Origin of the sequence: Paraburkholderia sp. IW21 (assembly GCF_041321145.1) — a bacterium.
Classification (GTDB): domain Bacteria; phylum Pseudomonadota; class Gammaproteobacteria; order Burkholderiales; family Burkholderiaceae; genus Paraburkholderia.
Genome location: NZ_JBGGWA010000007.1, coordinates 1 through 13,541, shown reverse-complemented (window position 1 = coordinate 13,541; position 13,541 = coordinate 1). Strand labels below are relative to the sequence as shown.

The following is a 13,541-nucleotide window of genomic DNA, read 5'->3' as shown; positions in this document are numbered from 1 at the left end:
TCTGGGCATAAATGTACAACTGGAACAAAAAACTGTCCATACTGGTAATTATCTAGTCCACTTTTCTTCGTATGCCTGTCATACGGCCTCAACACAAGGAAAAATGGCCTCTTGCAAGCCATATTTGGATCAACAAAGAACCAATTGGAAGCAATTTTGGCGCAGTCATCGGTGGTAGCTCATCAGATGGGCAAAGTCGGTGGCCAAACATGGCTCTGGAACATTCCCCGCTCGCTCTGCCTGAGCGCGATGGCAAAAGCCTCGCTGTTTATAGGTTTGCGAGCGCGGAGTACGTTGCAGCGCATAACCGGAATACCCCGCTGCTGGGTATACCCTGAAAATTTTTTGGTTCTTAAATATATCCAATAATTTTGCAATTTGGTACGCTTTGGTTCACGCATGGCGCACAACAGCACCAAAAGCGGTGAAACATCACGTTTTTAGACCGAAAATCAACCACCGAACGGCTAACGTGGTTGCCACGACACCACCTCGGGTCTCGGCCTGAGTAGACCAACTGGAGTTCTTCGTGAACACAACCAGAACGACCGCCGGCACGGCGATGGCTGCAGGCAAGGCCGACAAGGGTAAAGCAGTCGCCGCCACTGTAATCGGCACGGCACTGGAGGTTTTTGACTTCTCCAGCTACAGCTTCTTCTCCGTGACTATCGGGAAGCTGTTTTTCCCGACTCACGACCCCGTCCTCTCACTGTTGCTCGCGGCGCTTACATTCGGCGTGGGCTTCTTCATACGGCCACTTGGCGGCATCGTTTTGGGTATTTACGGCGACCGGGTGGGCCGCAGGCAGGCCTTGTCTCTCTCGATCATGCTGATGGCACTCGGAATTGCCATCGTCGCATGCGCGCCAACGTACCAACAGATCGGCGTCGGCGCTACGGTTCTGCTTGTGGTGGGTCGCCTTATTCAGGGCTTCGCGCATGGCGGCGAAATGGGTACGGCCGCAACGTTCCTCTCCGAGTATGCTCCGGCAAACTCTCGTGGTCTCTACGCCAGCTATATCCAATCGAGCATCGGCTTTGCCGTGCTTGCCGGAGCCGGCGTCGGTGTTTTCATTTCTTCCGAACTGAGCCCCGAAGCGCTGGAATCCTGGGGCTGGCGCATCCCCTTCGCGCTTGGTCTCCTGATTGGACCGGTCGGCTGGTTCATTCGTCGTGGGCTCGACGAGACGCCGACCTTCAAGCACACGGCCAAGTCCAACACGCCGCTGCGCGAGGTGATTCGCGATTATCCGCGACAGACATTCGCAACAATCTCACTCGTAATCCTGTGGACCGTGTGCACCTATGTGCTGCTGTATTACATGCCGACTTTCGTCGTGAAATCACTGGGATTGCCACAGGGTCTCGGCTTCCGCGCAGGGCTCATTGGCGGCGCAGTCATTCTGGTGGCGTCGCCCATGTTCGGGTGGCTGTCGGACCGAATCGGACGTCGATTCATCGTTGCAAGTTCGGCGCTGCTGATCGGTGTGCTCGCGTTTCCGATGTTCGCCTATATTGTGCGCAGTCCGTCGCTGACCTCGTTGGTCCTCTTCCAACTCGTCTTTGGAGTGCTCATCTCAGCATACACGGCGCCGATTCTCGCCGTCTTCGCTGAGATGTTTCCAAGCCGCGTGCGCTCGACCGGCCTTTCCCTCGCTTACAACATCGCAGTGACCATTTTTGGCGGCTTTGCGACATTTGTTATCACCCTTCTTATCACCTGGTCCGGAAGTAAGTTGGCACCGGCCGGATATGTTGCCTTCGCTGCATTGCTGAGCTTCCTTGGCGCGGTGGTCTACCCCAAACCCGTGGACGACTTCTGACACAACCTGGGCCGCACACACACGCGGCATAGCAGATTCTCGCAGCGTGAAATCCGTCGAGGCCGGATTCTTCGGCCTCGACGTTTCGCATTTTTAGAAGAGGAAACGATGCTTACACTTTTGAAACGCGGCCGAATTGTCGACGTCAACCACAACGAAGACGACCAGCTTTACGATGTTTTGATTGAAGACGGGGTTATCCGGGAAGTCGCGGGAAACATCAGGATCGACTCGGAGGTGAACGTCCTGGACATTAAAGGCAAGACATTGATGCCTGGGCTGATTGATTGCCACGTCCACGTCATGGCAAGCATGGCCAACCTGGGAACAAACGCGAAACTTCCAAACGCTTTCGCGTTGTTCCGCGCAGTGCCAATTCTCCGGGGAATGTTGGAGCGAGGTTTCACAAGCGTTCGCGATGCCGGCGGCGCCGACTATGCACTTGCGCAGGCAGTGGAGACCGGGCTTGCTGAAGGCCCGCGTCTTTTCACGTCAGGAAAAGCCCTTTCTCAGACCGGCGGTCACGCGGACTTTCGTGTCAGGCTCGACCACGGCCCCGACAATTGTCCCTGTTCGCAGTACTACGGTGCGATTGGCCGCATCGTGGATGGTGTCGACGACATTCGCCGCGCGATTCGGCAGGAAATCCGTCAAGGCGCAACGCAAATCAAAATCATGGCGTCCGGCGGTGTTTCGTCTCCGACTGACCCCATTGGCAATCTGCAATTCTCCGAGGACGAAATTCGGGCCGCTGTCGCGGAGGCTCGTCAACATCAGACATACGTCATGGCACATGCTTACACCGCCCAGGCAATCAAGCGCGCTGTCGAACTCGGCGTTCGCACGATTGAGCACGGCAACCTCGTCGACGACGAGGCTGCCAGCGTAATGGCGGAACGGGGTGCTTTCGTCGTGCCGACCCTGATTACGTACGAAGCCTGCGGAACCGATGGCGCTGAAGCGGGTTTTCCGCCGGATTCACTTGTGAAGAACGCCGCAGTCCTGCAAAAGGGTCTGGACTCGCTGGAAATCTACAAGCGCAACAAGGTCAAGATGGCTTATGGGTCCGACCTGTTGGGTACGATGCATCAACGCCAGAGCGAAGAGCTCATGCTGCGTACACGAGCATTTTCGGCCTACGAAGTTATCTGTCAGGCGACGTGCGTGGCGGCAGAAGTTTTGAACAAGACGGGCGAGCTAGGCGTAGTGGCGTCTGGTGCCGTCGCCGACCTGCTGGTCGTTGATGGTGACCCGTTGAAGAATATTGGTCTGCTGGGTGAGCAAGGGCGCCATCTGGACCTCATCATGAAGCAGGGTCAGCTTTTCAAGAACCGTCTTGCGGCCTAGAACTTCCAGGCCGGCCGTTGCAACTGGATTGACCGCAATGTGCCCGCTCCGTCTGAAGCGGCACAGCCACTGGAGCGAACGGCCGGGTTGCCGGCCCAGAACTCATGGTCAGCCCGTATCTCCGCCAGCGACTGGCAACACGGTGCCGGTGATATAGCTTGCCTCGTCCGAAGCGAGGAACAGAATCGGAGCGACCTGTTCGTCGATGCTGCCGTAGCGCTTGAAAAAGGCCGATTCAGTGACCTGCTTCACCGCATCGCCCATCCAGATTTTTTCCTGCTCGCTATCGCCGGCAGTATTGCGAGGGACGCGTCGCGGAGGTGCGTCGGTCCCGCCGGGAGCGGTGGCGACCACACGGATGTTGTGCTCCGCATACTCCATCGCAAGTGACTGCGTTATCGCGTTGACACCGCCCTTGGCCGCCGAATACGGTACGCGGCGGATACCGCGCGTGGCATTCGAGGAGACGTTGACGATGGTCCCGCCGCCACGCTTGAGCAGATGCGGCAGCACAGCATGGCACGCGTACAGCGTGGGCATGAGTGAACGGCGGATTTCCGCGTCAATCTGCTCAGGTTCGAACTCAGCGAATGGACGCATGCGAATCGCGCCGCCGACGCCATTGACCAGTATGTCGATGCCGCCAAACCTGCGAACTGCAAAAGCCATCGCCGATGCCGCGCCTTCGTACGTCTCCAGGTCGGCGACGAAGCCGGCCGTGTCCGCGCCACTCGCTTCGGCGGCAACTTCGGCGACGAAGTCGGCGCGGTCGACGAACAGCACCTTGCCGCCTTCGGTGGCGGCACGAAGCGCTACGGCGCGACCAATACCCTGTGCGGCGCCGGTGACCACCATGACCTTGCCAGCAAATCGTTGAGTGCTCATGCGGTCCTCGGTGCAGCGTTGGGAGTGAACTTCTCGTAGTGAAAACTGTTGGGCTTCACGCCGTTGTCGTCGAAATGCTTGCGCACCGCATCGACCATTGGCGGCGGCCCGCACAGATACACGTCGACGTCACCCTCATTGACGGCCTCCGCCGGCATGTGCTGCGTCACCCAACCCTTGCGGGGATGGATCGAATCCGTGTCGGCCACGACGGTGCTGTAGGTGAAGTTCGGCAATTTCGCCACGTACGCGTCGATTGCATCGACTTGCACGAGGTCGAGGTCTCGCGTTACGCCATAAATCAGATGAACCTTCTGCTGCGAATTCGCGTGAGCCAGCACTTCGAGCATCGACAGGAACGGTGCCAGGCCTGTGCCGCCGGCGAGGAACAGCAACGGCCTCTCCACCGCGCGCAGATAGAAGCTGCCGAGCGGCCCGGTCAGTTCCATTTTGTTGCCCGCTTGTGCGGATTCGAGCCAGGTGCTCATCACGCCACCGGGAATCTTCTTAATCAGAAAGCTGATTTTCGACTCACCCGGCGCCGACGAAAAAGAATACGAACGGTGCTGGCCGCTGCCTGGCACATCAATGTTGACGTACTGGCCCGGCAGAAATACCGGCGCGCCCGCATCCACGTCCAGTTCGAGCACGATAGCCGCATCGTTGTGCGGTTCGACCCTGGATACGGTCGCGACGAACTTGCTTTGCTCGGTTTTGCATGCAGTGGAAGATGCCGGCACTGCAATCACACAGTCGCTTTCCGGCACCATCTGGCAGGTGAGTACGAGACCGCCTTCCTTCTCGTTCTCGGTCAGCGCATCTTCGATGTAATCGTCGCCCAGGTCGTAGCTTCCGCTCTCGGCTCGGCACTTGCAGGTACCGCAGACTCCGTCCGAGCAATCCATCGGCAGGTTAATCTTTGCGCGAAAGGCGGCATCAAGCACCTTCTCGCCTGCTTTGCATGTGACGAAGCGGGTCACGCCGTCTTCAAAATTCAGTGCAATGTTGTAGCTGGACATCTTGCCTCCTGTACTTCTCATTTCCGCGGATGTTCGCGCTCAAACGTGATAAACGTCGAGCACCTGGCGGATGTAGTCGTCCTTCAACACGATGCGCTTGTAGCAAATCAACAGTTCATCGTTGACTTGGCGCAGAGTGACGAACATCGTGCCAAAAAACTGGTCGGTGGTTTTGTAACGGTGGCTGAGCGTGTTGAAGTTGTAGCGCACGTCCACTTCGTTCTCGCGCTCGGCCAGCACTTCCACATTGGTGACGTTGTGACTGGTTCGCGGTTCAGGCATCGAGGCACTACTGCGTTCGGTCCTGATGCGGAACACACGGTCTTCCAGGCCGCCACGGTCCGGGTAGTACATCAGCGAAATCTGGCTCTCGTGGTCGTCGGTGAGCTGGTCGTCGTCATCCCACGCTGGCATCCAGTAAGTGACGTCCTCGGTATAGCAGGCAAGCCAGTCGTCCCATTGACGGTCGTCGAGCAGGCGCGCTTCGCGGTATAGCACGGCGCAGATTGTCGGGTAATCGAAGCTCATGTCAGCGCCTCCCCTTGTTCCTTTTTGAGTGCGTCGCGCATCAGCTTGACCCAGTATTCGTGCTGACACACAAACAGGCCTTCGTCTTCGCTACGCTCGCCTGAGATGAGCGGTTTCAGACCCATGCTTTTCGCGTTTGCGTCGGGACCTTCGACCCACAACGGCGCCCCGCGCGAAAGGTCGTTCCACAACGCAGTGGTACCGGCATAGCCGGCCTGGCACGCGCGAAACTCTTCGAGGTCGTCTGCTGTGCCCATACCCGAGACGTTGAAGAAGTCTTCGTACTGACGGATGCGGGTAGCGCGGTCGGCTGCGCTCTCGCCTTTCGGAGCGAAACAGAAGATGCTGACTTCGGTCTTGTCCACGCTGATTGGACGTACGACGCGAATCTGGGTGCTGAACTGGTCCATCAGGAACACGTTCGGATACAGACAAAGATTCCGGGTCTGGTTGACGATGAAGTCCGCCTTCACGTCGCCAACGCGTGCCTTGATTTCGTCGCGGTATCGATAGACCGGTCGCACTTCCGGGTTCATCGTCTTGGTCCACAGCAGGATGTGGCCGTGGTCGAACCCGTACACGCCGGCTACCGACTTGCTCCAGCTGTTCGCATCCACGGCCTTGGTGCCCTCGACCTTGCGCCGGTCCATCGTCGCGGCGTAGTTCCAGTGCACGGTGCTGACGTGGTAGCCGTCGCAGCCGTTCTCCATCTGCATCTTCCAGTTGCCGTCGTAGAGGTACGATGAATTGCCGCGCACCACTTCCAGCCCGTCCGGGGCCTGGTCAACGATTTGGTCGATGATGGTCTTGGTCTCGCCGAGGTAGTCCTCCAATGGAATCGCATCCGCGTTGAGGTTGCCGAACAGGAAGCCGCGATAGCTCTGGAAGCGTGCGACTTTTTTCAGGTCATGCGAGCCGTTGGTATTGAATTGCACCGGGTATTCGGTGGTCTTCACATCTTTCACTTTCAGCAGCTTGCCGGTGTTGGCGAAGCTCCAGCCGTGGAACGGACAGGTGAAGGTGCCTTTGTTGCCGTGCTTTTTCCGGCACAGCATCGCGCCCTTGTGCGCGCAGGCGTTAATGACCGCGTGGAGTTCGCCGCTCTTGTCGCGAGTGACAACCACGGGTTGACGGCCAATCCAGGTGGTGTAGTAGTCGTTGTTGTTGGGAATCTGGCTTTCATGCGCGAGATAGACCCAATTGCTCTCGAAAATGTGCTTCATCTCGAGATCGAACACATCGACGTTCGTGAAGATGTCGCGTCGGCAACGGAATACACCGTTTTGCCTGTCGTCCTGAACGGCGGTGTGCAGCAGTTCATCCAGCTGCGTGGCTTTGTCGATAATGGCAGACATGTGTGCTCTCCCTACGCGTGCTCCAGGCTATGGAGCACGTGCATCGGTGTCGAAAGATTCTTGCGGAGAATTGAGCGGCAGCAGCGGTACGGCATAGCAGCCGCGCTGAGCGGTTACGCCGTGGCAGTCGCGCGCAGGCGATTGACGACCTGGTTATCCTTGCCCTGCACCAGCGGGGTCAACTCGATGTTGAACTCGATTTCCTTATACGCGTCGGCCTTCATGCCGAGCGCAGTGCCGCCGGTCTTTTCGACGACATGCGGAATCAAATCTTCGCGGGTGGCGTAGGCGAAGTCGTCCCAAATCAACGGGTCGCCCTCAATGTTGATTTGCGTCGTCAACTTCCGGTACTTGTCGGTGGTGACGAAGAAGTGGACATGCGCCGGCCGGTTGCCATGGCGGGCGAGCACGTTCAACAGCTGCTGGGTCGCGCCCTGCGGCGGGCAGCCGTAGCCTACGGGCATGAGCGTACGGAATTCGTACTTACCGTCGCCACCAGTACTGACCGCGCCGCGGAGATTGAACTCGTTCTGAGCACCGGTCGGGTCGAAGTGCGAATAGAACCCTTTCGAATTGGCGTGCCAGCACTCGACCAGCGCACCTGCGACGGGCGTCCCGTCCGGGCCGGTTACCGTGCCGCGGATGACCAGCGGGCCCGAATCCTCGTCGGGATTGATGTCGATCCTGGACACGCCCTCGCGCACCGGCGCACCGGCGACATACAGTGGGCCTTCGATGGTACGCGGCGTGCCACCGATGTCGGCCTCCTTGTCCGCGGCATCCATGCGAATGTCGAGATACTTTTCCAGACCGAGCCCAGCGGCAAGCAGCGCCGCTTCGCCGTCCTGACCAAGTTTGTTGAAATAGTGGACGCCGACCCAGATTTCATCCGGCGTCATATCGAGGTCGTCGATGGCCTTGAACAAATCGCTTAGCAGGCGATGGACAATCTGCTTGGCGCGAGCACTGCCGTCCTGGCTCCCGACGTTAGCCGCGGCCTTCAGCAGGTCCTGCACTTCCTTCGTATCGAACACTTTGACGCTCATGTCTGCTCCTGAATCTCTATTTTCTCGCGGGGGTTAACCCTTGGTTTAGCACCCTTTTAAATATGCCTGGGAGGTATAATCGAGTGCTGAAACAGAGTGTGAAAGCAGAATAATGGACGCCAGAAGGCCCCGTCCAACACCGATTTAGTATTGGTCTATATCCACGAGGTATTGAAATGGAACTGCGGCATCTTCGCTATTTCGTAGCGGTAGCCGAAGAACGCAATTTCACGCGCGCGGCACAGCGACTGAACATGGCCCAACCGCCTTTGAGCCGTCAGATACAGCAACTTGAAGAGATTCTTGAGGTGCAGCTATTCCAGCGCGACTCGCGCCCATTGAAGCTCACTGAGACGGGTAAGTTCTTCTATGCTCATGCTGTCCAATTGCTGGCCCAGACGTCCGAACTCGAATCAATGACGCGGCGCGTGGGCAACATTGAGCGCAGCCTCTCTGTCGGCTTCGTGGGCTCAACGTTGTACGGAATGCTGCCCAAAATCATCCGGCGCTTCCGCGACGAGAACACTACCGTTGAACTCAGCCTTCACGAGATGTCGACGATGGACCAGATTAGAGCGCTGAAGGACGGTCAGATTGATGTCGGCTTCGGCCGTATTCGGCATGAGGACGCAAACATCCGTCGGGTGATTCTTCGCGAGGAGAAGATGATTGTTGCATTCCCGGAGGGCCATCCACTCTCACTGGTCAAGCCCGTCCTCGCTCTCAGCGACCTGGTCAACGAGACCCTGATTATCTTCCCTAAGGCGCCGCGACCCAGTTACGCAGACCAGGTGCTATCGGCATTCGAAGACCGCGGTCTCAAGCCGCGCCGGATATATGAAGTACGAGAGTTGCAGATTGCGCTAGGCCTCGTCGCAGCGGGGGAAGGAATTTCCGTCGTTCCGAGTAGTGTGTACGGCCTGAAGCGGGACGACGTGAGTTACAAAGAACTGGACGACCCTACTCTGGTATCGCCGATCATCATGAGCATGCGCATGCTCGACGAGTCGCGGGACATTCAGGAACTGCTTGAACTCATCTATCGGCTGTACGAGGAGGAAAGGATACCCTTTGCGCCCCGTAACGACTTCGGGCGGTAGTATCTGCTATACCCCGGGGGTATGGCACTAGACGTCGATGGTGTTGGACAGGGGATTATTGCGCGCGCAATACTTCAGCAACCCCTCAACTCCAACATTCCAGGTATGAACGCCCAAATCATCTCCGTCGAAGCGATTCTGGTTGACCTCCCCACCATTCGCGCGCACCAGCTAGCAATGGCGACGATGCAGCATCAAACCTTGGTCATCATCCGCCTGCGCTCAAGCGATGGCATCGAGGGTATCGGCGAAGCCACTACGATTGGCGGTCTGTCGTACGGCGACGAGAGTCCCGAAGGCATCAAGCTGACCATCGACACTTACCTCGCACCTGCAATCGTTGGGCAAGATGCGACCAACATCAACGACGCAATGCTCAACCTGAACAAGGTTGCTCGGGGAAACCGGTTTGCCAAGTGCGCAATCGAAACGGCTCTGCTGGACGCTCAGGGCAAGCGCCTGGGCGTTCCGGTTTCAACGCTTCTTGGCGGCGCTGTCCGCAAGACGCTTCCGGTCCTGTGGACGCTCGCAAGTGGCGATACCCAACGCGACATCGATGAAGCAGAAACGCTGCTTGTCGAACGTCGCCACAATACATTCAAGCTGAAGATTGGCCGGCGTAGCGTTCGTGATGACGTAGCGCACGTATCGAAAATCAAAGCCGCGCTCGGCGACCGCGCCAAAGTCACGGTAGACGTGAATCAGGCCTGGAACGAAGTTGACGCAGCGCTGGGAATCGAGGCGCTCGAAGCTGCTGGCATCGACCTCGTCGAGCAACCTACTCCGCGAGAGCAGCGCGGAGCACTCGCCAGACTCGCATCGCGGTTCATCGTGCCCATCATGGCGGACGAAGCAGTGACCGGCCCGGAGGACGCCCTTGAACTCGTGCGCGGTGCGTGTGCGGACGTGTTTGCATTGAAGATTGCGAAGTCCGGCGGAATCTACGGGATGATGCGTACAGCCGCCATTGCGGATGCGGCCGGCGTGTCCCTGTATGGCGGCACGATGCTCGAAGGCAGCATTGGGTCGATTGCATCCGCACACGGATTCGTCGCGCTCCCACAACTTGCCTGGGGTACAGAGCTGTTCGGACCGCTCCTGTTGAAAGACGACATCGTCACTGCGCGCCCCCAATATCGGGACTTTGACCTTCACATGCCAGAAGGACCGGGCTTGGGCCTCCATATCGATGAGGACAAGCTCGCCTTCTACCGTCGCGACAAAAACATCTGAGCGCACGCGCTCAACGCAGACCTATTCACTTCGACTTTTTCCTGCCAGTGAACTGGCAGGAGCGTCGCATTTTTTGGAAGAGAGCCATGCTTTATCTGGTAAGAATGGACGTACACCTGCCACACGACATGCCGGCTGCTGAGGCCGATGAAATCAAGGCTCGCGAGAAGGCATACTCGCAAGCGCTTCAACGGCAAGGCAAGTGGCAGCAACTGCATCGCGTGGTCGGTGAGTATGCGAACTACAGCGTTTTCGACGTCGACTCGCACGACGAACTGCACACCATCCTTTCAGGTCTGCCGTTGTTTCCGTATATGACGATGAAGGTGACCGCGCTCGCACGTCATCCGTCGTCCATCCGTTGAAGCTGCCAGGCCAGGCCGAACGGACTGACACGCAGTGCCTGTTCCAGAGCATTCCTTCAACACTGCGTGAGCAACAAACCCGCGGAAAGAATTAACCGCGGGTACGACATTTGGCTGCCACTACGACACTTGAGAATGGCTTCGACACTCGCCCGCGTCCCCAGGACAGGTATCGTGTGCGAGCCACGCGTGCGCTTCGCGCCTGGTGAAGGCGCGCTTCTAAAGAAGCGCGATCACTCGCACATCGCCTTCCTCGGCAGATGCGACGACCTTCTCGCCGATCCGCCGGAACGTGATCGACACCGACGAATCGCCCACCTTCAGATCGCCGACTTCGAGCCAGTCGATGCCTTCGGGCAGCATGGGTTGTTCGATGACCACTTCGCGCCGGGTCGCATCGATCGTGATGCCCAGGCAGGCTTCGAGCATCATGAACGGCGAGCCCGCGGCCCATGCCTGCGGCAGACACGCCACCGGATAGGCGGTGGGCGGCTCGCCGCGCCGCCGGAGGAATCCGCAGAACAGCTCGGGCAGACGCATGTCGAAATTGACCGCCGCCTGAAACAACGCCTGCAACAGCCGCACGGCCGCCGCCTTGCCGCCGTAACGCGACAGGCCGCGTGCGCAGAGCGCGTTGTCATGCGGCCATACCGAACCGTTGTGATAGGCCATCGGGTTGAAGCGCGCCTGGCTGGCGGCCAACGTACGCACACCCCAGCCGGTATGAAACAGCGTGGAGTCGAGCGCGCGCACCACCGCTTCGCCGCGGTCCCGCGCGGGTAGACCGAAGGCCAGCAAGTGGCCCGCATTCGACGCCATCACGCGGCACAGTTCGCCGTGGCCGTCGAGCGCGATGCCGTAGAAGCCCGACTCTTCCATCCAGTATTTTTCTTCGACGCATTGACGGATTTTCTTCGCGCGTTCGCTGTAGTGCGCAGCCGGATCGTCCAGGCCGCGCTGCTTCGCGAAGTGAGCCATCGTGTCGAATGCCGCGCTCGCATACGCCTGCACTTCCACCAGCGCGATAGGACCGTCGGGAAAGCGGCCGTCGGCGTGGAATACCGAATCGTGGCTGTCTTTCCAGCCTTGATTCGCGAGACCGCCATCGGACTCGCGCTGATAGTCGAGCAGACCGAAACGGTTCTTGTCGCAGACGCCCACGACCCATTGCGCCGCACGCTCGAGCGCCGGCCACAATTCGTCGATCAACGCGAGGTCGCCCGTGCGGGCCGCGTAGGCGCCGGCCAACACGATAAAGAGCGGCGTGGTGTCGACGCCACCGTAGTACAGCGCGAACGGCACTTCGCCGGTGGCGGCCATTTCGCCCTTGCGCATCTCGTGCATGATCTTGCCGGGCGCGGCGTCCCGAAACGGCGAGTTCTCGCGCGCCTGATGTTCGGCGAGAAAGCGCAGCACGCCCGCGGCCAACTGCGGCTGCAGCCACAGCGTCTGCAGCGACGTGATGATGGCGTCGCGGCCAAACGGCGTCGAAAACCACGGAATGCCGGCATAGGGATAGGGGCCCGTGGCGAGATCGGTTGTCAGCAAACCGAGATCGGCGAGCGAGCGATCGATCCATGCGTTGAAGAGTGGATTGCTCGACCGCACGCGTGCTGTGACGCGCCGCCGTTCACGCATCACGAGGTGGGCGTCGACCAGCGCGGCGCGCACCGCGGCGCGGCCGACGCGCGGGCGCTCCGCATCGATTTGCGACAGATGGGCTTCGCTCAAAGCGTGCGTGGGCTGCGAGACGCCGGGGGCGGGTCGATCTGCTCGCGCGACGACCTGCACCGCGACGGACAGATAGATGGACACGCAGGCCTGGGCGGGCAGCTTGACGGTGTAGTCGGCGCGATTGGCGAAGAGGTTGTCCGGTTCTGGCGAGAAGGCGATCTGCACATTGCGCGCCACGTCGTCGAGACCGATATAGCCGAGCAGCACCTCGCGGTTCTCAACGCGCGCCGGTTCGACGCGGCCCTGTTTATTGCGCTTGAGGCCGCGCACTTCGAACATATCGCGGAAGTCGCTGGCGAACGAGATCGAGAGCGGCACGACCGCCTCGCTTGTGCCGTAGTTGGTGAGTTCGATGGCTTCGTTGAGGACGGTGCCCGAGAGCACGCGCACGCGCTCGACGTGGATCACCCCTTCCGGCGTGCTGTCGCCGCCGAGCGGCGGCAAGGGACGATTGGTGAGGTGCGCGGTGAACGAGGTGTTGTCGCTGCTGACGCTGCCCGACAGCAGCGAGGGCGCGCGTCCGCCGAAAGTCAGACGCAGTTGCGAGAGAACGCGGGTGTCGTTGACGAACAGGCCGTCTTCGTGGCCGGTGATATCGCCGAGGGGATCGTTGACGATGAAAGTGTCGCCAGACTTGAGCACGTGCTGGGCGGCGCTCGCGACGTTGAGATTTTCCGTCGGGATGAATGCGCCGTCCGGCTCGGGTTCGCGGTGGTCGATTCCGCCCGAGTGGGACAGGCCGCCGAGGGCTTCTGGCTGCTGCATCAGGGTCGCTCCTATGGGTTCGCTTTTGCGTTCATGGTCACTTTCGGTGCCGTTGGGGGATGCCCGGTCGCTTCCGATTGTAGAGGGTCTGTCCGCGTCAGACGAACTTATCGCCTGGGAGTTTCGGGTTTTTTGTTTGGCATGGGATGTGCAGGGGTGTGCTTTTTGCCTCGCGTGGCGCTTTTTTGTCTGTCTGTTTGGGGTGTGGGCTTTACTTGATTTGTTTGTGGTCTATTAGTGTTGCCCCTGTGCGGGGCGGCACTTACTTCTCTTTGCCGGCTGCAAAGAGAAGTAAGCAAGAGAAAGCAGCTCAAACCGCTAATGCTAAGCGGCTCCCCTGGC

11 protein-coding genes are annotated in these 13,541 nt (G+C 59.3%); 5 read left to right on the top strand and 6 right to left on the bottom strand.

The window, feature by feature from the left end; translation table 11 throughout:
- Window positions 1–562: 562 nt before the first annotated feature.
- Both ACAX43_RS17740 and ACAX43_RS17735 read left to right on the top strand, forming a co-directional pair.
- Window positions 563–1,822: an MFS transporter gene (locus ACAX43_RS17740; protein WP_370710021.1), complete on the top strand. Its 1,260-nt coding sequence runs from the start codon at window positions 563–565 to the stop codon at window positions 1,820–1,822.
- 108 nt (window positions 1,823–1,930) lie between these two features.
- A complete protein-coding gene (locus ACAX43_RS17735) occupies window positions 1,931–3,169 on the top strand; it encodes an amidohydrolase family protein (protein ID WP_370709727.1) in 1,239 nt (412 codons plus the stop codon).
- Window positions 3,170–3,277: 108 nt separating this feature from the next.
- Here ACAX43_RS17735 and benD read toward each other — a convergent pair whose 3' ends face one another.
- The 5 genes from benD to catA all read right to left on the bottom strand — a co-directional run bounded on the left by benD (window position 3,278) and on the right by catA (window position 8,002).
- Window positions 3,278–4,054, bottom strand: coding sequence for a benzoate diol dehydrogenase BenD (gene benD, locus ACAX43_RS17730; RefSeq protein ID WP_370709726.1), 777 nt, complete (start codon window positions 4,052–4,054; stop codon window positions 3,278–3,280).
- A complete protein-coding gene (gene benC / locus ACAX43_RS17725) occupies window positions 4,051–5,073 on the bottom strand; it encodes a benzoate 1,2-dioxygenase electron transfer component BenC (RefSeq protein ID WP_370709725.1) in 1,023 nt (340 codons plus the stop codon). Before benC ends, benD begins: the two co-directional genes overlap by 4 nt.
- Before the next feature lie 39 nt (window positions 5,074–5,112).
- The gene (gene benB, locus ACAX43_RS17720; protein ID WP_370709724.1) at window positions 5,113–5,601 is read right to left on the bottom strand and encodes a benzoate 1,2-dioxygenase small subunit; all 489 of its coding nucleotides are present in this window, start codon (window positions 5,599–5,601) and stop codon (window positions 5,113–5,115) included.
- Entirely contained in the window at window positions 5,598–6,956 is a 1,359-nt protein-coding gene (locus tag ACAX43_RS17715) for a Rieske 2Fe-2S domain-containing protein (RefSeq protein WP_370709723.1), read from the bottom strand. Before ACAX43_RS17715 ends, benB begins: the two co-directional genes overlap by 4 nt.
- 113 nt (window positions 6,957–7,069) lie before the next feature.
- Window positions 7,070–8,002, bottom strand: a complete 933-nt coding sequence (gene catA / locus ACAX43_RS17710) for a catechol 1,2-dioxygenase (protein ID WP_370709722.1) — start codon at window positions 8,000–8,002, stop codon at window positions 7,070–7,072.
- A gap of 176 nt (window positions 8,003–8,178) precedes the next feature.
- Here catA and ACAX43_RS17705 point away from each other — a divergent pair, with 176 nt between their 5' ends.
- The 3 genes from ACAX43_RS17705 (at window position 8,179) to catC (ending at window position 10,700) form a co-directional block, all read left to right on the top strand.
- Window positions 8,179–9,102 (top strand): LysR family transcriptional regulator, encoded by a 924-nt coding sequence (locus ACAX43_RS17705; protein ID WP_370709721.1) that lies wholly within the window; start codon window positions 8,179–8,181, stop codon window positions 9,100–9,102.
- Between the two features lie 105 nt (window positions 9,103–9,207).
- Complete coding sequence (locus tag ACAX43_RS17700; protein ID WP_370709720.1) at window positions 9,208–10,335, top strand: muconate/chloromuconate family cycloisomerase; 1,128 nt, start codon at window positions 9,208–9,210, stop codon at window positions 10,333–10,335.
- A gap of 86 nt (window positions 10,336–10,421) precedes the next feature.
- Window positions 10,422–10,700 (top strand): muconolactone Delta-isomerase, encoded by a 279-nt coding sequence (catC, locus tag ACAX43_RS17695; RefSeq protein WP_370709719.1) that lies wholly within the window; start codon window positions 10,422–10,424, stop codon window positions 10,698–10,700.
- 219 nt (window positions 10,701–10,919) lie between these two features.
- Here catC and ACAX43_RS17690 read toward each other — a convergent pair whose 3' ends face one another.
- Complete coding sequence (locus ACAX43_RS17690; RefSeq protein ID WP_370709718.1) at window positions 10,920–13,199, bottom strand: glycogen debranching N-terminal domain-containing protein; 2,280 nt, start codon at window positions 13,197–13,199, stop codon at window positions 10,920–10,922.
- Window positions 13,200–13,541: the final 342 nt, after the last annotated feature.

What these genes read in the sequence shown, in the direction of transcription:
- ACAX43_RS17740 (WP_370710021.1), top strand. Translation starts at nt 563, where the DNA reads ATGGCTGCAGGCAAGGCCGACAAGGGTAAAGCAGTCGCCGCCACTGTA.
- ACAX43_RS17735 (WP_370709727.1), top strand. Translation starts at nt 1,931, where the DNA reads ATGCTTACACTTTTGAAACGCGGCCGAATTGTCGACGTCAACCACAAC.
- benD (WP_370709726.1), bottom strand. Translation starts at nt 4,054, where the DNA reads ATGAGCACTCAACGATTTGCTGGCAAGGTCATGGTGGTCACCGGCGCC.
- benC (WP_370709725.1), bottom strand. Translation starts at nt 5,073, where the DNA reads ATGTCCAGCTACAACATTGCACTGAATTTTGAAGACGGCGTGACCCGC.
- benB (WP_370709724.1), bottom strand. Translation starts at nt 5,601, where the DNA reads ATGAGCTTCGATTACCCGACAATCTGCGCCGTGCTATACCGCGAAGCG.
- ACAX43_RS17715 (WP_370709723.1), bottom strand. Translation starts at nt 6,956, where the DNA reads ATGTCTGCCATTATCGACAAAGCCACGCAGCTGGATGAACTGCTGCAC.
- catA (WP_370709722.1), bottom strand. Translation starts at nt 8,002, where the DNA reads ATGAGCGTCAAAGTGTTCGATACGAAGGAAGTGCAGGACCTGCTGAAG.
- ACAX43_RS17705 (WP_370709721.1), top strand. Translation starts at nt 8,179, where the DNA reads ATGGAACTGCGGCATCTTCGCTATTTCGTAGCGGTAGCCGAAGAACGC.
- ACAX43_RS17700 (WP_370709720.1), top strand. Translation starts at nt 9,208, where the DNA reads ATGAACGCCCAAATCATCTCCGTCGAAGCGATTCTGGTTGACCTCCCC.
- catC (WP_370709719.1), top strand. Translation starts at nt 10,422, where the DNA reads ATGCTTTATCTGGTAAGAATGGACGTACACCTGCCACACGACATGCCG.
- ACAX43_RS17690 (WP_370709718.1), bottom strand. Translation starts at nt 13,199, where the DNA reads ATGCAGCAGCCAGAAGCCCTCGGCGGCCTGTCCCACTCGGGCGGAATC.